Annotated in this window: 19 protein-coding genes; 11 read left to right on the top strand and 8 right to left on the bottom strand. The window is 45.4% G+C overall.

Annotated features, from left to right (window positions below):
* Positions 1-38 precede the first annotated feature (38 nt).
* Together torC and torA are read left to right on the top strand one after the other, a co-directional pair.
* Entirely contained in the window at positions 39-1,220 is a 1,182-nt protein-coding gene (torC, locus tag AB6D93_RS11005) for a pentaheme c-type cytochrome TorC (RefSeq protein WP_102332941.1), read from the top strand.
* 24 nt (positions 1,221-1,244) lie between these two features.
* Positions 1,245-3,707, top strand: a complete 2,463-nt coding sequence (gene torA, locus AB6D93_RS11000; protein ID WP_102320260.1) for a trimethylamine-N-oxide reductase TorA — start codon at positions 1,245-1,247, stop codon at positions 3,705-3,707.
* 294 nt (positions 3,708-4,001) lie between these two features.
* Here the strand turns inward: torA and AB6D93_RS10995 are convergent, their stop codons facing one another.
* Complete coding sequence (locus tag AB6D93_RS10995) at positions 4,002-5,216, bottom strand: putative manganese transporter (RefSeq protein WP_102332940.1); 1,215 nt, start codon at positions 5,214-5,216, stop codon at positions 4,002-4,004.
* A 201-nt stretch (positions 5,217-5,417) separates the two neighbouring features.
* Here AB6D93_RS10995 and AB6D93_RS10990 point away from each other — a divergent pair, with 201 nt between their 5' ends.
* The gene (locus AB6D93_RS10990; protein WP_017065328.1) at positions 5,418-6,323 is read left to right on the top strand and encodes a manganese-dependent inorganic pyrophosphatase; all 906 of its coding nucleotides are present in this window, start codon (positions 5,418-5,420) and stop codon (positions 6,321-6,323) included.
* Positions 6,324-6,472: 149 nt separating this feature from the next.
* A complete protein-coding gene (locus AB6D93_RS10985; RefSeq protein ID WP_004734596.1) occupies positions 6,473-6,862 on the top strand; it encodes a DUF2750 domain-containing protein in 390 nt (129 codons plus the stop codon).
* 98 nt (positions 6,863-6,960) lie between these two features.
* Here the strand turns inward: AB6D93_RS10985 and AB6D93_RS10980 are convergent, their stop codons facing one another.
* The 7 genes from AB6D93_RS10980 to pspF all read right to left on the bottom strand — a co-directional run bounded on the left by AB6D93_RS10980 (position 6,961) and on the right by pspF (position 14,140).
* Entirely contained in the window at positions 6,961-7,740 is a 780-nt protein-coding gene (locus AB6D93_RS10980) for a DUF2927 domain-containing protein (RefSeq protein WP_102332939.1), read from the bottom strand.
* A gap of 36 nt (positions 7,741-7,776) precedes the next feature.
* A complete protein-coding gene (locus AB6D93_RS10975; protein ID WP_017060304.1) occupies positions 7,777-8,559 on the bottom strand; it encodes an ATP-binding cassette domain-containing protein in 783 nt (260 codons plus the stop codon).
* Positions 8,556-9,557 (bottom strand): oligopeptide/dipeptide ABC transporter ATP-binding protein, encoded by a 1,002-nt coding sequence (locus AB6D93_RS10970; protein WP_017060305.1) that lies wholly within the window; start codon positions 9,555-9,557, stop codon positions 8,556-8,558. Before AB6D93_RS10970 ends, AB6D93_RS10975 begins: the two co-directional genes overlap by 4 nt.
* Entirely contained in the window at positions 9,557-10,444 is an 888-nt protein-coding gene (gene sapC / locus AB6D93_RS10965; protein ID WP_017065331.1) for a putrescine export ABC transporter permease SapC, read from the bottom strand. The genes AB6D93_RS10970 and sapC overlap by 1 nt, the downstream gene beginning before the upstream one ends.
* Positions 10,431-11,393: an ABC transporter permease subunit gene (locus AB6D93_RS10960; protein WP_102332938.1), complete on the bottom strand. Its 963-nt coding sequence runs from the start codon at positions 11,391-11,393 to the stop codon at positions 10,431-10,433. The genes sapC and AB6D93_RS10960 overlap by 14 nt, the downstream gene beginning before the upstream one ends.
* Positions 11,393-13,015, bottom strand: a complete 1,623-nt coding sequence (sapA, locus tag AB6D93_RS10955) for an ABC transporter substrate-binding protein SapA (protein ID WP_017060308.1) — start codon at positions 13,013-13,015, stop codon at positions 11,393-11,395. Before sapA ends, AB6D93_RS10960 begins: the two co-directional genes overlap by 1 nt.
* A 102-nt stretch (positions 13,016-13,117) precedes the next feature.
* Positions 13,118-14,140, bottom strand: coding sequence for a phage shock protein operon transcriptional activator (gene pspF, locus AB6D93_RS10950; RefSeq protein WP_017060309.1), 1,023 nt, complete (start codon positions 14,138-14,140; stop codon positions 13,118-13,120).
* A gap of 273 nt (positions 14,141-14,413) precedes the next feature.
* Here pspF and pspA point away from each other — a divergent pair, with 273 nt between their 5' ends.
* From pspA to AB6D93_RS10915, 7 genes are all read left to right on the top strand, one after another.
* Positions 14,414-15,085, top strand: coding sequence for a phage shock protein PspA (gene pspA / locus AB6D93_RS10945; RefSeq protein WP_004734604.1), 672 nt, complete (start codon positions 14,414-14,416; stop codon positions 15,083-15,085).
* A 15-nt stretch (positions 15,086-15,100) separates the two neighbouring features.
* Positions 15,101-15,334 (top strand): envelope stress response membrane protein PspB, encoded by a 234-nt coding sequence (gene pspB / locus AB6D93_RS10940; RefSeq protein WP_004734605.1) that lies wholly within the window; start codon positions 15,101-15,103, stop codon positions 15,332-15,334.
* Complete coding sequence (gene pspC / locus AB6D93_RS10935; RefSeq protein WP_029222097.1) at positions 15,327-15,713, top strand: envelope stress response membrane protein PspC; 387 nt, start codon at positions 15,327-15,329, stop codon at positions 15,711-15,713. The genes pspB and pspC overlap by 8 nt, the downstream gene beginning before the upstream one ends.
* Before the next feature lie 157 nt (positions 15,714-15,870).
* Positions 15,871-16,905: an efflux RND transporter periplasmic adaptor subunit gene (locus AB6D93_RS10930; protein WP_017086192.1), complete on the top strand. Its 1,035-nt coding sequence runs from the start codon at positions 15,871-15,873 to the stop codon at positions 16,903-16,905.
* Position 16,906: 1 nt separating this feature from the next.
* The gene (locus AB6D93_RS10925) at positions 16,907-17,992 is read left to right on the top strand and encodes an efflux RND transporter periplasmic adaptor subunit (protein WP_102332937.1); all 1,086 of its coding nucleotides are present in this window, start codon (positions 16,907-16,909) and stop codon (positions 17,990-17,992) included.
* The gene (locus AB6D93_RS10920; RefSeq protein ID WP_017060313.1) at positions 17,985-21,095 is read left to right on the top strand and encodes an efflux RND transporter permease subunit; all 3,111 of its coding nucleotides are present in this window, start codon (positions 17,985-17,987) and stop codon (positions 21,093-21,095) included. The genes AB6D93_RS10925 and AB6D93_RS10920 overlap by 8 nt, the downstream gene beginning before the upstream one ends.
* A 76-nt stretch (positions 21,096-21,171) precedes the next feature.
* Positions 21,172-21,738, top strand: a complete 567-nt coding sequence (locus AB6D93_RS10915; protein WP_017065337.1) for a DNA-3-methyladenine glycosylase I — start codon at positions 21,172-21,174, stop codon at positions 21,736-21,738.
* The last annotated feature ends 241 nt before the right edge of the window (positions 21,739-21,979 follow it).

Below are 21,979 nucleotides of genomic sequence, written 5' to 3'. Positions count from 1 at the left end.
ACAACATTTTTTAAAATCAATATTTAAGAGAGCTAAACATGAAATCATTTTTAGTTAAATTATGGCGCACAATGACTCGCCCAGCAGTACACATCAGTCTTGGTGTACTAACTATGGGTGGCTTTATCGCCGGTGTTATTTTCTGGGGCGGTTTTAACACAGCTCTAGAGCACACAAATACAGAAGAATTCTGTGTAAGCTGTCACACCATGCGTGACAACGTATACGTAGAACTACAAGAAACGGTTCACTGGAAAAACACTTCTGGTGTACGTGCTACTTGTCCTGACTGTCACGTTCCACATGAATGGACAGCAAAAATCGCTCGTAAGATGCAAGCTTCTAAAGAAGTATTCGCTCAAGTATTTGGTGACCTAGATACGCCTGAGAAATTCGAAGCTCGTCGTATCGAACTGGCTAAACACGAATGGGATCGCTTCTCTTCGAACAAATCTCTAGAGTGTAAAAACTGCCACAACTACGATTCAATGGATTTCGAAAACATGCGCCCAACAGCGCGTATCCAGATGAAGAACGCGGCAGAGCGTGATCAAAGCTGTGTTGACTGTCACAAAGGTATTGCTCACAACCTTCCATTAGATATGGCATCAGCGAGCGGTATTGTTGGCGAGCTAGAAAACGTAGCAAGCAGCACATCTTACGCAAATGGTTCAGACGTGATCTCTATTCGTCACCTACCAATGTACACAGATGAAACAGCTGAAGTTGAAGCGGGTCTATTAAGCCCTGCAAGTAAAGTTGCTGTGATCGACGAAAAAGGCGACATGATCAAGATTCAAATCGACGGTTGGCGTAAAGCGAAAGGCTTCGGACGTGTAATCCAAGAAGACTTCGGTATGAACATCTCGACTGCAATCTTGACGAAAGAAGTATCTCAAAGTGACGTAATCACTGTTGGTGAGAAGAAAGAAGATGAGCTAACTGGCCTTCCTTGGGAAGAAGTTAACCTAGCACTTTGGATGAAGAAAGAGTCTATGGTTGATAACTTCGATGCAATCTGGAACGCAGCTGGTCAAGCGTACCAATCTAACTGTTCAACGTGTCACTCACAGCCAGATGAAGCTCACTTCAGCGCTAACGGTTGGGTAGGCATGCTAGATGGTATGATTGCATTCGTTAACTTCGATACAGATACAGAAGCACTTGTTCTTAAGTATCTACAGAAGCACTCATCAGATTTTTCTGAAGGCCATCACTAATAAGACGTCAATTGGAGTAACACAATGGCAATTACAAGAAGAAGTTTTCTGAAAGGTGTCGCGACGACAAGTGCGGCATCGGTTATCGGTCCAAGCTTATTGGCGTCGGCTTCAGCATCTGCTGCAGAAACAGACGGCGCGTGGAAAGTCTCTGGTTCTCACTGGGGTGCATTCCGAGCTCGCGTTTACGCGGGTAAAGTACAAGAAATTAAACCTCTAGAAATCGATCAGCACCCAACAGAGATGCTGAAAGGTATTAAAGGTATTATCTACAGCCCATCACGTGTGCGTTACCCAATGGTTCGCCTAGATTGGTTGAAGAAGCATAAGTACAGCGCAGACACGCGTGGTAACAACCGCTTTATTCGTGTGACTTGGGATGAGGCACTAGACCTTGTTTACCGCGAGCTAGAGCGCGTACAGAAAGATTACGGTCCATGGGCGCTTCACACAGGTCAAACTGGTTGGAGACAAACAGGTCAGTTCCATAGCTGTACTAACCACATGCAACGTGCAATGGCACTTCACGGTTACTCTGTGAAGAAAATCGGTGACTACTCAACAGGTGCTGGTCAAACGATCATGCCTTACGTGCTAGGTTCTACTGAAGTTTACGCACAAGGTACATCTTGGGAACTTATCCTAGAAAACAGTGACAACATTGTTCTTTGGGGTAACGATCCAGTTAAAAACCTTCAAGTAGGTTGGACATGTGAGACTCACGAGTCGTTCGCATACCTAGAACAGCTGAAAGAAAAAGTTGCTAAGAAAGAGATCAACGTTGTTTCTGTTGACCCTGTTAAAAACAAAACAGGTCGTTACCTAGAAAACGAGCAAATGTACATCAACCCACAAACTGATGTGGCGTTCATGCTTGGTGTTGCTCACGTTCTTTACAACGAAGGCCTATACGACAAGAAGTTCATCGAAACTTACTGTCTAGGTTTTGAAGATTTCATCAAGTACGTTCAAGGTGAAACGAAAGACAGAGTTGAGAAGACGCCAGAATGGGCTTCTGCTATCTGTGGCGCAAGCGCGGACTCTATTCGTGACTTCGCTAAGATGCTGGTTAACGGTCGTACACAGATTCTTGTTGGTTGGAGTATCCAACGTCAAGAGCACGGTGAACAGCCTTACTGGATGTGTGCAGTTATCGCAGCAATGGTTGGCCAAATTGGTCTACCGGGCGGTGGTATCTCTTACGGTCACCACTACTCTGGTATCGGTGTATCTTCAACTGGCTTCGCTGCTCCGGGTTCTTTCCCGCTGAACATCGACCAAGGTCAATCACCTAAGTACACCAACACAGATTACAACGGCTACAGCCGCGTAATCCCAGTTGCTCGTTGGGTTGATAGCTTGCTAGAGCCTGGTAAGAAGATCAAAGCGAATGGTTCAACGGTAACACTACCTGATATCAAGATGATGGTATTTAGTGGTAACAACCCGTGGCACCACCACCAAGATCGCAACAAGATGCGTAAAGCATTCAAGAGCCTACAAACTGTAGTGGCTGTTGATTTTGCTTGGACTGCAACTTGTCGTCACTCTGACATCGTGCTTCCTGCATGTACTCAGTGGGAACGAAACGATATTGATGGTTATGGCGCATACTCTGGCCGTGGTTTGATCGCAATGCACAAGCTAGTGGATCCTCTGTTCCAGTCTAAGACTGACTTCGAGATCATGTCTAGCCTAACTAAGCGTTGGGGTCGTTACGACGATTACACGCGTGGTATGGACGAAATGCAGTGGGTTAAATCTCTGTACGACGAATGTCGCGCATCAAACGAAGGTAGCTTCGAAATGCCTGAGTTTGCTGAGTTCTGGGAGAAAGGTTTCCTAGACTTCGGCAAAGGTAAGCCATGGACTCGTCACGCTTCATTCCGTGAAGATCCAGAGATCAACGCACTAGGCACGCCTTCTGGTTTCATCGAAATCACAAGCCGTACTGTTGGCAACATGGGTTACGAGCACTGTCAAGAACACCCAATGTGGTTCGAGAAATCTGAACGTTCACACGGTGGTCCAGGCTCTGACAAGCACCCGTACTGGCTACAATCTTGTCACCCAGACAAGCGTCTTCACTCTCAGATGTGTGAATCTGAAGAGTGGCGTGCGACTTACGCGGTACAAGGCCGTGAGCCAATCTACATCAACCCAGTAGATGCTAAGAAGAAAGGCATCAAAGATGGCGATGTAGTACGTGTGTTTAACGACCGTGGTCAACTACTAGCAGGTGCTGTTCTAATGGATAGCTACGCTCCTGGTGTTGTTCGTATCGAAGAAGGTGCTTGGTACGGTCCGATCAACGAGAAAGTGGGCGCGCTAGATACATACGGCGATCCAAACACACTGACTCAAGATATCGGTACGTCTGAACTTGCTCAAGCAACGTCAGCAAACACATGTTTGGTTGATTTCGAGAAGTTCCAAGGCAAACTGCCTCCAGTAACTTCATTCGGTGGTCCAATCGAAGTTTCTTAAGTCTTGTCTTAAGAACCAAGATTAAAGCTTGAATTAAAGCCCCTGTAAGCACTCTTACAGGGGCTTTTTGTATTTTTGATATCAGTGTTGGTGTTTCTAAATAAGCATTATACAGGGCTAATAGAGGGCGTTTTTGAGACAGGCTGTAACGCGCTGTTTGAGAGAGGTGGTAGAAGCAGTGAAGCAGGAAGGGAATGTAAAAAGAACCTGTGGAAAGACTTAAGCAGGCGGAAACAAAAAGGCCGATACAAAGTACCGACCTTACAGAAGCCTATGGAGTTAACTCTACTCAAGTTAGATCTCAAATATAAACCAGTAGCTATAAGCACAGATTAGTGCGGGCACACTAGAGTATAAGGTCGCGACCAGTGCCGCTTTGGGAGCCATCGCAATCGCAGGGAATAGCGCGTCACCATCATTTGAAATTGCGTTACCTACCTGAGCCGAAAGTGGCAGGGCGCCTGAAAGGTATAAGCTAGTGACCAATAATTGCGGTCCACAGCCCGGTAGCAAACCCATCAACACGCCAGCCAGGGGGAGCATGATGCCCCAGCTTGAGAATAGCGTCGCAAAATCAACATTTGCTATCACAGAGCCAAATTCAAAGAAAAGAAAGGCAACCACCACCCAAGCGGTGACAAAGTTTGTATCTTGAGCGGTCTTTTGCAATGGGTGAGAGCCTATACACTTTTCGTCCTCACTCACGGCTGATTTGTAATCCTCAATTTCACGGGTTAGCCCCCACAGAAACATCGAGCTGATCAGCAAAACTGTCCCCGCCCATTCCATCGACATTTCAGGCAAAGCGAGCAGCTCGTTCACATCGACTTGAAAAGAGCCAAGTAGGGCAACGGCAGCACCCGGAATAATCAGTACAGACCACAGGTAACCTTGCAGGTTTATCGCTTTTTTAGAGACCGATTCTTTGTCTTGAGATTGAGAAGCACAGCTGCTCACCACTTCATTTTTCTCTGCTTTTTTTGGGCGTAAGAAGTCGTCTGCGTGAAACAAGTTAATGATTCGGCCTGACGCAGTACCCACGATCACGCCCATCGCCATCATGGCTAAACCTGTCTTAGGCTCGCTCGCTATGAGCAGGAACGCCGCGTCACCCATGGTTGAGACGAGCACCGCAACTACCGCACCAAATCCGAGTTTTCCCGAGATAAATTGTGTGGTTACCACTATCGCACCGCCACAGCCGGGCAACGCGCCCATGAGAGCCGCGAATACCACTTGGTTTGAACGAGATTGATGGACGAGCTTATTGAAGACGTTATCTTTGTTTATGTACAGACTTAACCAGTGGTAAATAGCCAAGGTTAAAGCAACATAACAAGACACTGCCCAAAACGCGTCTGACAAAGTAGTCACCGTCAGCTCTCGTGTAGCTGGGGCTGCAACCAAAGCTGCAAGTGAGACAGGCAAAAGCAGGCGCTTAAATGACAGTGAAAACTGAGTTGTTTTCGCAGCACTACTGCTTGGCAAAAAAGAGATTAGTCGATCCATAGGTGTTACTCAAAATTAGTGGCTTAAGATAAATATATACGAATGATAATAATTATCAATTGCATTTGTTGTTTTTTTATCTATTGTTACTATTGGCTAAACCCACGAAACATGACCAATCTAAAAAAATGAGGTAAAGTATGGCTAATAAAGAGAGGCTCTAAAGGTAGAGTCATAATTGTTAGTGTAATAGGAAGAAACATGATTTTAGTTGTTGGTCACAAAAACCCTGATAGTGACAGTATTTGTAGTGCGTTAGTTGCAACTGAGCTTCTTAAGGCTCGTGGCGAGGAAGCGACACCAATTCGCCAAGGCGAGATCAACCGCGAAACTCAACACATTCTAGAAGTCGCTGGTGCTGAAAAGCCAGAGCTTCGTACTTCTGTTGCTGGTGAGAAAATCTGGCTAGTAGACTACTCAGATCTAGCACAAGCACCAGATGATGTTGCTGATGCAGAGATCGTAGGTATTGTTGATCACCACCGTCTAGGCGACGTGATGACAGTAAACCCAATGGAAGCTTGGATCTGGCCTGTTGGTTGTACAAACACTGTACTTTTCAACATGTTCAAGATTGAAGGTCACGCAATCTCTCAACAAATCGCTAAACTAATGATGTCTGCAATTCTTTCAGACACAGTTGGTTTCGCTTCTCCAACATGTACTCAAAAAGACAAAGACGCGGTTGCTGAGCTTGCTGAAATTGCTGGCGTAACTGACGTTGATGCATTCATCAAAGCGCTTCTAATCGCAAAAACAAACATCGAAGGCCTATCTGCTGCACAGCTAGTAGAAAAAGACCTTAAAGGCTACCCATTCAACGGTCGTGATGTTGTTGTTGGTCAAGTTGAACTTGCGACTCTTGAGCAAGTAGACGGCATGATCGAAGCGCTAGAAGCTGATCTTGAAGAGCGTTGTGAGAAAGACGGTCTAGCGTTCGCTGCGGTAATGCTAACAGATATCACTACTGCTCAAACTCGTCTTCTATACAAAGGTGAGTGGGCTGAGAAATTGGTTAAGCACGAGAAAGGCGGCGTATTAATGATGGAAAATACACTAAGCCGTAAGAAGCAAGGCTGGCCTTGGCTACAAGGTGAGCTTGTTTAATCAAGTCGCTTAATATTAAACGCCTGCTTATTTAGCAGGCGTTTTTCTTTGAAGTAGACTTTCTTCTTCATCGATAATGTTTGAAGTTAACAACACTCGGCATAAAATAGCTTTAAGAGCAAAGTTACTGACTAAAGTAGGAAATTAAGATGACTACACAGCTAGACGATAAAAAAATCGCTGAAATCAACAAGTACACGGGCGAGCAACGCCTGAAATACTGTGTGAAAGAAATCGTAGCAAACCGTGAAGTATGGATCTTAACCGATGAACACGGTTGTGTAATGCTGAACACAGAAGATGAAGATTGTGTTCCAGTATGGCCAAACCAAGAGTTCGCAGAATCATGGGCAACGGGTGATTGGTCTGAGTGTAAAGCTGAGTCTATTTCGTTGAACAAATGGCACAGTCGCTGGACGAACGGTCTAGAAGACGACGAACTTGCTGTTGTAGTATTCCCGAACGAGCAAGAAGAAGGCGTTATCTTGTTCCCGGATGAGTTCGACTTCGAATTGAAAAAGCAGGCAGCTAAGCGCTAGTTCTTTCGTAATACAGTAACATCGTAAGTCAGCGTTGCCTTTCTTAGGCAGCGCTATCATTCAATTATCCCATCTAAGCTGCTTCCAACGTATATTCGTCAATACCCAATCAACTGATACAAAGGCGCTTGCTGTGCGGCTTTAGAAGCTTGCTGAAGCACACCTGTTTTGCTGTATCTCTTGAGTATCTTTCGAACGATAGGTTTTACTTCAGATTTTGTCATTCCAGCTTTCAATTCTGGTTCATACAGCAATTGCAGTAGCACTACGTCTAACGGCGATAATAAGTCTTCTGGCGTGTGGTCGTTGAAAATAGAAGGGTAGGCTTTATCTGAATCATTCGGCAGGCCTAGAACTTGTGTGATCTCTTCCACGATACAGGCGACCAGCTTACCTCGCGATCTTGCCTGATCAACTGGGATTACAATCCCAGCGTATACAATCTCGCCTTTAGAATTGGTTCTATAGCCCGCCGTGCAGATGGCGCTATTTAAATGTTGAGTTGATTTGAGCTTGAGCACCGATTTCGCCTCAGATACCCACTGGCTCTGCCTTGTGTATATCCATTTAACGTTCGCTTCGGACTCTTTACTGACGATTGTTATTGGATGTTGGGTGACTTCAGATAAGTGTTTGATATGAAGCTCTGTGAGCTCTTGATGCAGTTCCTCATCGCCCACTCGATGATCGATCCAAATCTTGATCGGTTGTTTCCACTTGGCGAGCGGTTTGTTGCCTTGGGAGTATTCGTGTTGAAGCGCGACGTTATAAAAGGCAGTTAAGACGAAGCTTCTATCTAGCCATGTGAGCGGTGTGCTTGTCGCGTTAAAGGACAACAGCACCAACAAGAGGGGAAGCATTGAAGCTGTTCGATACATACTTTTCCCCTCTGCTAAATGTAGCGTGATTCCAGGTTAGTGGTTCGGCGCTTTGGAGAAATGGCTCTCAACCAATCTTTGGGTGATTTGGTGAGTTGGATTGGTTAGCACTTGATCTGTTTCCCCACTCTCAACCACATTGCCTTCATGCATGACAATAATCTTGTCGGTAATGTGCTTAACAATACCGAGGTGTTGAGATACATAAACGAACGATACGCCCATCTCTTCTTGTAACTCTAAGAACAGATTGATGATTTGCGAGCGCATTGCCATGTCCAAACCATTTAAAGCTTCATCAGCAACAATGATGGATGGCTGAAGTATTAAGGCACGAGCCAAACAAACCCTTTGTTTCTGGCCTGCAGCAAGCATCTGAGGGTAGAAATACGCATGTTCCGGTAGAAGGCCTACGCGCAGTAGTGTGTCTTTCACACGACGCATACGAGCTTCTGGAGGCATGTTGGTGTTTCGCTTTAATGGACCTTCAAGAATTCGACCGATCTGAATGCGCGGGTTAAGTGACGTATTCGGATCTTGGAAGATCATTCGAATCAGCTTACAACGAGTCGAGTAGTCTTTGTGCTCTAGCTTTTCGCCATTCACGCGGATCTCGCCTGCGGTTGGCTCCACCATGCCTGCGAGCATTCTGGCTAATGTTGATTTGCCAGAACCATTCTGGCCGATAAAACCAATTGTCTGGCCTGCTTCAAGAGAAAAGCTAACTGGCTTCACCGCCTGATGAATCTTTTTTCGGAAAAGACCAGAGCGAGTCGTAAAGTCTTTAGACAAATCACTGACTTCTAATAATGCACTCATGATTTCTTTTTCTTCTCCATATTCAGAGGGAAGTGACAGTTGAACTTATGGTTCTTGATACGTTTCGTATGTGGGATCTCGACACACTGCCTTTGTGCGTATGGGCAGCGAGGCCCTAATCGACAACCAATAGGAAGATGTTGCAGCGGTGGAATTGACCCCGGCAAAGACTGGAGCTTCTCCTTGTGGGGAATCCAGTCGTTAAAGTCTGGCATCGCTTTTAACAAAGCAACGGTGTACGGGTGCTTTGGTGCATCCAACAGCTTCGGTGTATCAGCGGATTCTACCGATTGACCACAGTACATCACGGTAATGCGAGTCGCCCATTGGGTAATGGTGGTTAAGTCATGGCCGATCAACACGATGGTGGTGTTATTGATCTGGTTCATACGACTCAAAAGACGCAATATTTGAGACTGTGTAATTGGGTCTAAATCGTTGGTTGGCTCGTCAGCAATCAAGACTTTTGGCTTGGCAGCGATCGCCATTGCGATCATGACTTTTTGACACTCACCATCTGTCAGCTCATAAGAGTAACTGTCCATTAGGCGAGAGTGGTCTTTGATGCCGACTTTGTGTAGTAATGCGATCGCTTGCTTCTTACGCCACTTAAATCGTTGCCACCAACGACCTTCAAACGAATGGGAAGGGATCGCTTCAACGAGCTGGTTACCTACTTTTTCAGAAGGGTCAAGACACGTTGATGGCTCTTGGAAGATCATTGCGATATCGCGGGCGATCACTCGGCGTCTTTCTTTCGGCGTCAGTTGCAGTAGGTCGATATTACCTAAGCGCATTCGGTCTGCAGAAACCTTCCAGTTTTCTTTACATACTCCGACGATCGCTTTTGCAACCAAACTCTTACCTGAGCCTGATTCACCTACTAAGCCACGAATTTCCCCTTCATTGAGGGTAATACTCATTCGATCTACGGCTTTAACCATCCCTTGAGGGGTCTCAATCTCGATGGTTAGATGTCGAATATCAAGTAACGGCATTATTCGATTCCTGCATTTAGCGCTTGGCGAACACCTTCACCGACGAGGTTAATCACGATAACTGTAAACATAATAGCTAAGCCGGGTAGGGTAACTGTCCATGGCGCAAGGTAAATCAACTCGACCGAATCACCCAAGATGGAGCCCCATTCGGTACTCGGTGCTTGAGCGCCAAGCCCTAGGAAACCTAAAGCCGTGATATCAAGAATTGCGACTGACAGTGCCAGCGTAACTTCAAGAGCGATCACGGTAAGGATGTTCGGAAGGATTGAGTTCCATAGCAGGTAAAAATCGTTCGCACCATCAAGGCGAGAAGCCAGAATATAGTCTTTTTCTACTTCAGCATGCACGGCAATGTACACCGAGCGTATAAAGCGCGGGATCAGTGCCAAGCACAAGGCGAGCAAGATATTAAACTCCCCAAAGCCAAGGAATGCCACGAAGATAATCGCCAACAGAAGAGATGGAATCGACATAACAGTATCAAGCAGGTGGTTTAGCGTGCTTGATAGTAAACCGCGCGTCATACCAGCAAGTACGCCAATCAGACAACCAATGACGGCTGCGATAAAGGTAATCACCACCGCGGCGCCGAAGGTTAACTGAGAGCCAATTATTAGGCGAGAGAGAATATCTCTGCCTAAGTCATCCGTACCCAAAAAGTATTCTACCGTTCCCGCAGGATCCCAAGAGGGCGGCGTTAATAGGTGACCGGTTTGTTCTTGTGCATCATGCGGGGCTAGCCACGGTGAAGTGACGGTGACCAGAATGATAAGCACCAAACACCACAAGCCAAACATCGCTAGATTATTGCTGCGGAAGCTGCGCCAGAAACGTTCGAACTGGGTTGGAATCTGTTCTTCTTGGTAGACGTTATTTGTTAGCATACCATTCCTTCCTTACCAGTGGATTGATCATCGCGCCCAGTAGATCGGACAGAATATTAGCGGTCAAAACTAAGGTAGCCACCACAATTACACCAGCTTGAATTGAAACGTAATCTTGATTCGATAAGGCATCCAATAACCAGCGGCCAATGCCCGGCCAGTTAAAGATAGACTCGGTAACAATAGCAAGCGTTAACATACTCGATAGCTGAACACCGACCTTAGGAATAATCGGAGGTATCGCGTTTCTTAGCACGTGTTGCGTGATGATCTCTCTAGTGGAAAGACCTTTAATTCGCGCAGCGCGGATGTAGTTTTGCGTCATTACTTCAGCCACTGACGCTCTCATCAATCGGATGACCTGAGTCGTTGGCGCCAGTGCTAAAACAAGACAAGGCAACGCCATGTGCTCGATAACACTTTGTAGTGCGTGCGCACGGTAGCGACCCTCGGCAAAAAAGGCGTCAATCATCGCGAATCCAGTCACGTGTTCAATCTCGTAAAGTAGGTCGTATCGGCCACCAACTGGGAACATTTCAAAGTGCAGTGAAAACACCATGATCATCAGCAACGCGACCCAAAATATAGGCGCAGAGTAACCGGCCATTGAGGTGAACGATATGGTGGTATCAACAAATTTACCTTGTCTCATACCAGCAATGGTGCCGAAAGGGATACCGATGATGAGTGCCAACACAAAGGCAAAGAAGCACAGCTCTAGCGTTGCAGGGAACACCAGGACCAACTCATCGATGATAGGCACACCTTGTTTGCTTAGGCCAAAGTTTAGCGTCGATAATTCAGTGATATAGCTAATCCAACCGGGCCAAAAATCTTGAATTGCCCAAGGTGAGGTTTGGTCTAATCGAAGCAGGGAAAAACCTACCAAGGTCAGAATTCCTAGCGTAATAACGAATAAGTTTACACGTCTCAATGTATACCAAAACATTACTGCACCTCTCTTCTGACTTGATCAAAAGGTTGGGCATTGAAAGGACTTGCTTTAAAGCCTGTTAGCGAACGATCGTGCACGCGAAATTGCACGCCATGAGCTAAAGGAATCACAGGAACTTCTTCATTGAGAATGTTTTGGGCTTGTCGGTACAAGTTCACACGGTGCCTTTGTTGATTGATCTCTAATGCTAAGTCGAGAAGGAAATCAAAGTCTGAATTACACCACATCGAGACGTTTAACCCTGCACGCTCAGAGCTGCATGAGAGCAGCGGACGTAAGAAGTTGTCCGGGTCACCGGTATTGCCTATCCAGCCTGTAAGCAACAAGTCTGTTGAGGAAATAGAGGACAACTGTGTGCGGTCAAATCGGTCGTCGGTATAGAGTTTCAATTCAATACCAATATCGGCTAAGTTTGCTTGGATAAGTTCTGCCGTTTTTCTTGGACTTGGATTGTATGCGCGTGGCTCTAGTGGTACCCACATTGAAAGCTCTAACCCAGGTTCAACGCCAGCTTCTTTGAGAAGCGCAACCGCATAGTTTCGGTCGTAGCGAACTTGAACGCTGTCTTTTTGGTGAGCCCAAGAAGTCGGAGGAAGCAAGGTGTAGGCTTTGGTTCCTGTACCGTAATACACAGAATCAAGAATGTTCTGACGATTGATGGCTAAGTTGAGCGCTTTACGAACTCGAGAGTCACGCAGTGCAGGGTGCTCAGTATTCAGCGCGATGAAAGAGACATTAACCGCCGGAGTAGCAGAAATCTTCAACTCTTCATGAGCCTGAATAATAGGGATTTGGCTAGAAATTGGTGAGTTGAGCACGTCACACTCACTACGCAGAAGCTTGGCAAGTGTGCCTGTTCCACGTTGCGAAGTATCGAACACAACTTGGTCCATTTGTACTTCACCCTTCCAGTAGTGCTTGTTCTTTTTCAAGCGCACTAGGTCGTTGATTTGGTATTCATCCAAGTAGAAAGGGCCAGTGCCGACTGGATTGGAATCGATTCGATTTTTCTCATCCGCTGCAATGAGCTGATTGGCATACTCTTTAGAGTGAATGACCGCATAGCTGGTGGCGATGTTATTGAGAAATGAATTGTCTGGGCGACTTAATTGGAATTTCACTGTTAGGTCGTCAACCGCGGTGATATCGACAATCAGGGTCTTGAAGTCGATTCCGGCAAACCACGGGTATAGGCCGCCACCCACATAATGAAATGGGTTTGAACTATCAATGACACGTTCAAAGCTAAACACCACATCTTGTGCATTCATGCTACGAGTTGGGGTGAACCAGTCTGTCGTTTGGAACGCAACATTTGGGCGCAGTTTGAACGTGTACTCTGTACCTGATTTATCAACAGACCAACTTGTCGCCAAGTTCTGTTTTGGTCGGTACGTCATCGGATCAAGAGTGAGCAGTGTATCGAAAATTTGAGGACTCAGCGATTCTGCGGTAATGCCACTATCAACCAGCTGTGGGTTGAAGGTACTAGGATTACCTTGGCCGCAATAAATGAAGCCTTTTTCACGGATTTGCTCGTGATTCACACTCTCACCACATCCAGCGAGAAAGCTCAGCGTACAGATGCTCAGTGATAGTCTTATTAGTGCTTTCATAAAAAGAAATACTTTTCGAAACGAGGCGTTAGAGGAGCCTCAAGATCCGGACAATTTAACATTTTATTTATTCGGCTCCAAATAATAATCAAGCGTGGACAGCTATTTATCGTTAGCTTGTCCGACAATCGCGTACTTCCTCACCATTCCACGCAATTGGTTGTAGGTTAACCCAAGTAATTCTGCGGCTTGTTTCTGGTTATATTTGCTCTGTTTGAGGGCTTGGTTGAGTAGCTTGATGTCTTGTTGTTCTTGCCATGCTTTGTAATCAAGCGGCAAAGAAAACAAGCTCTCTGATGAAGTATGGCTGTTAGACGGCTCATTGCCAGTTTCCGGAGAGGAATCTTGCTCTGTTTTCCATGCGGGTTTAAATGGGTTAAACACCAAATATTCAATAGGATATGGATCTTTTCCGTGCTGATAGATAGCTCGCTCAATGACGTTTTTGAGTTCTCGTACATTCCCTGGCCAAGAATAATCCAAAAGCGATTCAACGGCAGAGGGGGCAAAGCCAACAAACAACTCCAATTCCAATTCACGACACATCTTAATGGCGTAATATTCTGCCAGTAGCATGATGTCTTCTTTTCGCTCACGCAAAGGAGGGATAGTAATGACGTCAAACGCCAGTCTATCTAATAGGTCTGCTCGGAATTCGCCCTTTAATGCCATGTCTGGTAAGTCGGCATTGGTTGCACACACCAGTCTGACATTGGCACTTAGCGCCTTTTGCCCACCGACACGTTCATATTGCCCGTATTCAATAACGCGCAGTAGTTTCTCTTGAACCGCAAGGGGAGTGGTCGCCAGCTCATCCAGAAACAGCGTTCCGCCTTCTGCTCTTTCAAAACGACCTTGATGACGCCCTTTCGAACCCGTAAAGGATCCCGATTCATGACCAAACAGTTCTGAATCAATCAAACCTTCACTTAAGGTTGAGCAGTTCAATGAGATCAAAGGTTGATCCCAACGTCTTGAAAGGTAATGCAGTCTTTGTGCGATCAACTCTTTACCCGTACCACGCTCTCCAATGATCAGAATCGGTCTTTCGATTGGTGCGAGTTGGGACACTTTATCTAACACAGAGAGAAAGCTAGGTGATTCACCAATGAGGTTCTGCTGCATAGCGGGTCCTTGTATGAATTAATCGCTGGAGAGGTCATGTAAGAGCCATAGTGGTGAAAAATACCAATACTTGGCTAAATTCATCATAGCATGGTTCGAGTTAATCACCATTTTATTGTAAGTAACTGATAATAAATGGCTTAAAAGTTGGCACGCTACTTGGATTATTTATGGTAGGTTTAACAACAAACGTAAATTTTTGAGCAAGTGGATTGATAAAGTCGCACAACGATTTGAAACGCATTTGCCATCATTGTAATTAAGGAGTTCCTCATGGGTATTTTTTCTCGCTTTGCAGACATTGTAAATTCGAACATCAGTGCACTTTTAGACAAGGCTGAAGATCCTGAAAAGATGATTCGCCTGATTATCCAAGAAATGGAAGATACGCTGGTTGAGGTTCGCACTAACTCCGCTAAAGCTATCGCAGATAAAAAAGAGTTAGCGCGTAAAGTTGAAGCTATCGAAACTCAGATTCTAGATTGGCAAAATAAAGCGACACTAGCACTAACTAAACAACGTGAAGACTTAGCTAGAGCGGCGCTAATAGAAAAGCAAAAACTTGAAGATATAATCAAAAGCCTTCACACAGAGCAAACCTTGGTTCACGAAACCATCGAAAAGCTGACCAGTGAGATTGGCAAGCTTGAAACCAAAATCGCAGAAACACGTGCGAAGCAGCAAGCATTAATGATTCGTAATAATGCGGCAAGCAATCGTCGTGATGTTCAAAAGCATCTGCATTCAAGCAAAACCCACGAAGCAATGGCGAAGTTTGAGCAATTCTCGCGTAAAGTGGATGAATTAGAAGCTGAAGCAGATGTTTACGCCAAAACAGGTAACGCAAAATCGTTAGACCAAGAATTTGCAGATCTACAAGCTCAAGATGAAATTGAAAAAGAGCTGGCGAAACTGAAGCAACAAGTTGAAAACCGCGATAAATAATTTTAGGAGTTGTCTATGTCAACATTTCTAATTGCAGGCCCACTGATTGTCTTTTTAATCTTCGTGGCACCGCTATGGTTGTTCTTACATTACCGCAGCAAGAAGAAATCCAGTAATGGTCTTTCAGAAACGGATCTTCAGCGTTTGCACAAGCTTTCTGCTCAAGCTGAATCGATGCAAGATCGAGTGAAAACGCTAGAAAAAATACTGGATGCGGAGTCACCTAACTGGAGACGAAACTATGAGTAGAGAACTGTATCGCGATCCTATTAACGGTAAGTTGTCTGGAGTGTGTGCAGGGTTAGCGAACTACTTTGGCCTTGAAGTGTGGTTGGTTCGCATCTTGGTTATCTCGGCGGCACTGCTTGGTGGTAGCTTTTTGGTGTTATTAGCGTATGTAGCTTTGACATTTATGCTTGAAAAACAACCACCTCAGTATGTCGATCAGATGAAGGCCAAACAAGAGCACACGCTCAAGCAAAAACCTTGGGAAAAAGGGCAAACCGCAGAGTCGTTACTGGGCACTTTAGAGGGTGATTTCCAGAAATTAGAGACCAGTGTCCGCAATATGGAAGCTTATGTGACTTCGGATACTTTCAAAGTCGACCGCGCATTTAAGAACATGTAGTGGTAAACCTGAAAAACATTAGATAACGGTTTAGGAAAATTTATTCCAAGCCGTTATTTTTTTTAATAATTTTGTCTAAATAAATCTTACGTTAACTGGTAAGTTACATGTAATTAATCTATGTTATAAAAATATTTATAGTTATGGATGATCACTAATGTATAGAGCCTCCGTTGTCCTATTGACAGCCTTAGCTGGGTTGTCTGGGTGTGGTAAGGAGCTTCCTCCCGTACCTGAACCTGATTCTAGACCCGCCAAACTCTTCACTGTCTCCGTCGGTAGTAATGCTTTTGAACGTAGCTTTCCAGCCACCACAGAAGCTGGTGACAAAGCAGTACTGGCATTTCGTGTTCCAGGGCTACTTCAGACTATCGATGTCACATCTGGTCAACAGGTTACCAAAGGTGATGGGCTTGCAACGCTTAATCCTGACGAATATCAGTTGTTAGAGAAGCAAGCGAGAGCCAACTTTAAGCTTGCCGATGTTCAATACCAACGTTCCATTAAGTTGCGCAAAGATCGCGTCGTATCTGAGCAAGACTTCGACCAAGCGAAAGCTAATCATAATTCTGCTAAAGCGGTGCTTAACCAAGCAAAAGCCAACCTACGTTATACCACTTTGGTTGCGCCTTACGATGGTACTATCTCCATCATTCCTGCTGAAAACCATGAATATATCGCTGCCAAACAAGGCGTGATGAATATTCAAACCAATCAAATCCTCAAAGTCGTATTCTTATTACCCGACCAACTTATCACGCGCTTTTCTTCAGGGTTTGAGACGGATGCAACCATGGTTTTTGATGCTTTCCCTGGTAGCTCCTACGCTTTAGCATTCCAAGAAGTTGATACTGAAGCGGATCCCAAAACCGGGTCGTACAAAGTCACCATGGTAATGGAAAGACCCACCGATGTTGGTATTTTGCCGGGTATGTCAGGCACAGTTCATTTAGTTTCAGCGTTAGCAGCCGCCACAAAAATTCCCACATCAGCAATGATGACTGATGGCGATGATGTCTCTGTGTGGCGCGTGAATAGCGACGGTATTGTTGAAAATGTCGCAATCATCATCGATGAAAAGCGCCATATTGTTTCAGGGTTGAACGATGGTGATCGCATCGTAACTTCTGGTGTTAATGGTCTTGAACCGGGCGTTAAAGTTCGAGAGTGGATCAAGGAAAGGGGGCTATAACATGAAAACACTTAAAGTGGCCGCTGGACTGTCGTGTTTGGCTTTACTTACGGCTTGTGAAGATAAACAAGTTGTAGAAGTGAATAACACGCCCTTGGTTAAAGCTATCGAGATTTCAGTCATCGACTTTAGCGACAAACTCTATTTCCCAGCGGTTGCAAACGCTGCCGAGAAGGCTCATCTCAGCTTTCGAGTCGCTGGTGAAATCAATAAGCTTGATGTGAAAGAAGGTGAGCGTGTTTCACAAGGAGACATCATTGCAGAGCTTGACCCTACCGATTATCAACTGGATGTCGACAATGCTCAGGCGCGTTACACGGTAATTAACAGCCAATACAGACGTTCAAGTCCGCTAGTGAAGAAAGGCTTATTGGCGAAGTCACAGTTTGATGAAATTGCTGCTCAACGCCAGATCGCTTATGCCGAGCTGGAACTCGCAAAACTGCGCTTGTCGTTCACTAAGCTTCGTGCTCCTGTTGATGGGATCATTTCTCGTGTCAGTGTCGATCAATATGAAAATATTCAGGTAGGCCAGCAGGTTGTGAACATTCACAGTGTCGAGGATGTTGAGGTTGTTATCCAACTGCCTGACCAGATTTACGTGAATCAGCCTAGCGAACAGCTGTTATCGAATGTTGAGGCTGTGGTAAGAGTACCCAGTGGCAATGAATACACGGCGGCTATTAAGGAGTTTACCACTGAACCTGACCCAAGCACGGGCACGTTCACGGTGACGCTTGCTCTACCTATGCCGGAAGATGATTTGATTCTGGATGGTATGGCCGTTGAGGTGACGTCAAATGGGCGAGATATCGGCTTGGAGTTAAAAGCTGGGGTACTTATCCCAATCGAAGCTGTGTTTAATGCGGATGGCGATGATTTAACGCGCCAGAACTCTTCTGTATGGGTGCTTAATGACGACAGTACCGTCTCAAAACAGCAAGTCGTAATAGGAAAAGCCAATCAGAAAACATTGCAGATCATGAAAGGATTAGAAATGGGGCAGCATGTCGTTGTTGCAGGCGTATCGCGATTGCGAGATGGGATGACAGTGGAAGTATTGTCTCAGGAGACGAACAATGAGTGAAGTAAATAACAAGCCCCAAAATGACGATCAACAGGGTGATGATCAGATCACAGGTGTTGCTTCTTACTTTATACGTAACAAAGTCATTAGCTGGATGCTATCTCTGATCTTTCTTATTGGTGGTGTCTCTGCCTTTTTCGGCTTGGGTCGTTTAGAAGATCCTGCCTTTACCATCAAAGATGCGATGGTTGTGACCTCTTACCCAGGGGCCACACCTCAACAAGTTGAAGAAGAAGTTACTTACCCACTAGAAAAAGCGATTCAACAACTTACCTATGTGGACGAAGTGAACTCTATCTCTAGCCGCGGCCTATCACAGGTAACGGTGACGATGAAGAACAACTACGGCCCAGATGATCTTCCGCAAATATGGGATGAACTTCGCCGAAAAGTGAATGATCTCAAGGTTGAACTGCCACCCGGCGTCAATGATCCTCAAGTCATCGATGATTTCGGTGACGTTTACGGTATTTTGCTGGCGGTGACGGGGGATGGCTATAGCTACAAAGAGCTGCTGGATTACATTGATTACCTAAGGCGAGAGCTAGAGTTGGTTGATGGGGTCAGTAAAGTCTCCGTTTCCGGCCAACAACAAGAGCAAGTGTTCATTGAGATATCGATGAAACGGATAAGCTCTCTGGGTCTGTCTCCAAGCACGGTATTTAACCTTTTATCGACTCAAAATATTGTATCAAGTGCAGGAGCGGTAAGGATTGGTGATGAATATATTCGAATCCATCCAACGGGTGAGTTCCAGAATGTTGAGCAGCTTGGCGATTTAATTCTGACAGAAGGTGGCGCTCAAGGGCTTATCTATCTAAAAGATGTGGCGAATGTAACCCGTGGTTACGTTGAGGTACCGAGTAACATCATTGGTTATAACGGCGAACTCGCGCTTAACCTGGGTGTCTCTTTTGCGCAAGGCGTGAACGTGGTCGCAGTGGGTGAAGACTTTGATCGAAGACTCGCCGAGCTTAAATATCAACAACCCGTCGGTATCGACATCTCCGAGGTTTATAACCAACCTAAAGAGGTGAACAAGTCGGTAAGCGGATTTGTGGTGAGTTTAGGGCAGGCGGTTGCGATCGTAATCGTGGTGTTACTGTTCTTCATGGGACTAAGATCGGGCCTATTGATTGGTTTGATACTGCTATTGACCGTATTCGGTACATTCATTTTCATGCAGTACTTCAAGATCGACCTACAACGTATTTCACTGGGCGCGTTGGTTATCGCCTTGGGGATGCTGGTGGATAATGCCATTGTGGTGGTGGAAGGGATATTGATCGGCACGCAGAAGGGGCGAACCCGGATGCAGGCCGCCACCGATATCGTAACCCAAACCAAATGGCCGCTGCTTGGTGCGACGGTTATTGCGGTGACTGCGTTTGCTCCAATTGGTTTATCTGAAGACTCAACAGGCGAATACTGTGGCACCTTGTTCACGGTGTTACTGATCTCCTTGATGCTGAGTTGGTTTACTGCCATCTCGCTCACGCCGTTCTTTGCCGACATGTTCTTTAAAGGTCAGAAGGTCGATCCAGATAACGAAGGTAAGGACCCATACAACGGGATGGTTTTTGTTATCTACAAAAACTTCCTTGAGTTCTGTATGAAGCGTGCTTGGTTAACCATGTTTGTTCTGATTATTGGTTTAGGCGCGAGTGTGTACGGTTTTGGTTTCGTTAAGCAAGCCTTCTTCCCGTCTTCAACCACACCTATGTTCCAAGTGGATGTGTGGATGCCAGAAGGTACCGATATTCGAGCGACCAATACCAAGCTTAAAGTGCTTGAGAGTTGGCTAGCTGAGCAGGACGAAGTTGAACATATCACGACAACCGCGGGTAAAGGCCTGCAACGTTTCATGCTGACTTATGCGCCAGAGAAAAGTTATAGCGCTTACGGCGAGATAACGGTTCGTGTGAAAAGTTATGAAGTACTTGAAGGGCTAATGAAACGCTTCCGTGAACATGTAAATGGTCAGTTCCCAGAGATTGACTACAAGCTTAAACAGATCGAATTAGGTCCTGGTGGCGGTGCGAAAATTGAAGCGCGAATTGTGGGTTCTGATCCAACGGTTTTACGTTCAATCGCTGCACAAGTGATGGACATCATGCGTGCTGATGAAGGCGCATTTAACGTTCGTCACGATTGGCGTGAAAGAACTAAGGTATTAGAGCCTCAGTTCAATGAAAGCCAAGCGCGTCGTTATGGTATTACTAAATCTGACGTTGATGATTTCCTAGCAATGTCTTTCTCTGGTAAGTCGATTGGTGTGTATCGTGATGGTACAACGTTAATGCCGATTGTGGCTCGTTTGCCTGAAGACGAGCGTGTCGATATTCGTAACATCGAAGGCATGAAGATCTGGAGCCCAGCATTAAGTGAGTACATCCCACTTCAACAAGTAACGTTAGGTTACGAGCTAGAATGGGAAGATCCACTGATCATCCGTAAGAACCGTAAGCGTATGCTAACGGTAATGGCGGATCCTGATCTATTGGGTGAAGAGACGGCCTCAACTCTACAGAAACGCTTACAACCACAGATTGAAGCGATTGAGATGCCTCCGGGTTACTCATTGGAATGGGGGGGTGAATATGAGTCGTCAGCAGATGCACAGGCGTCACTGTTCACAACCATGCCTCTGGGTTACTTGTTCATGTTCTTAATCACTGTGTTCTTGTTTAACTCGGTGAAAGAGCCTCTGATCGTTTGGTTAACGGTTCCATTGGCGTTGATAGGGGTGACGACAGGCTTGCTAGCCTTGAATACACCATTCGGCTTTATGGCGCTGTTGGGCTTCTTGAGTCTATCTGGGATGCTTCTGAAGAACGGTATCGTACTACTTGATCAAATTGAGATTGAGATGAAATCTGGTAAAGATCCGTATGTAGCGGTTGTTGATGCGGCTCTGAGTCGTGTTCGCCCGGTATGTATGGCGGCGATTACCACCATTCTAGGTATGATCCCTCTACTACCGGATATCTTCTTCAAACCAATGGCAGTAACCATCATGTTTGGTTTAGGCTTTGCGACTGTACTCACGCTAATCGTAGTGCCTGTGCTGTATCGTTTGTTCCATAAAATTGAAGTGGCTTAACGTCAACTGACCTTTGAAATAATGCCCCTAATTGGGGCATTATTTTTATGTATGATTACTAAAAGAGACCATCGAAATGGAAGCTAATACAGTGGATAGAACGTGTGCATGGGCGCTTAAACATGAGCTTGAAAGGGAGTACCACGATGCAGAGTGGGGCGTGCCTGTTTATGATGACCAAGTTCTGTTTGAGTTCATTACTTTAGAAGGTGCTCAAGCAGGTCTGAGTTGGATTACGATCCTTAAAAAGCGTGAAGGCTATCGTGCCGCGTTCGATAATTACGATCTAAACAAGCTAGCTGAGCTGAATGAAGACAACGTGCCGCACATCATTGAAAACTTCGATGTGGTTAAACACAGGGGTAAGATTGCTTCGGTATACAACAATGCACGAGCAACGCTTGAATTACAGAAAGAGTTCGGCTCTCTTTCTAATGCCTTATGGCAATTTGTTGATAATGAAGTGATCGTGAATCAATGGACTGAGATGTCTCAAGTTCCCGCTTCTACAGAGCAATCTAAAGCGATGAGTAAGTTTTTGAAGAAGAGAGGCTTTAAGTTTGTAGGAGAAACAATCTGTTACGCATTTATGCAAGCAACAGGTATGGTCAATGATCATTTAGTCGGTTGCCCACACAAATAAAGTGTTATTTATTTCAGCGGAACAATCACTTAGAAATTGAAAAATTCATAGCCATTTTTTCATCGCTCTGAGATCTTTAAGTAGATGTGCTTTAAGGTTCAATATTGGCTTTGAAAGCTTCTGGACTATGAGCGGCTTGTATTATGAGCTGAAGTATCTGAATATGAGTATTTTGAGTTATGCTTTTGTCTCGTCCTAAAATACGTTGACAGTATTTCTACTAAGCCAACAGCATCAGCTG

The sequence above is a fragment of the Vibrio sp. 10N.247.310.23 genome, assembly GCF_041467155.1.
Classification (GTDB): Bacteria; Pseudomonadota; Gammaproteobacteria; order Enterobacterales; family Vibrionaceae; genus Vibrio; species Vibrio crassostreae_C.
The sequence above is the reverse complement of the archived record's forward strand: the minus strand, read 5'-3'. Positions and strand labels throughout refer to the sequence as shown.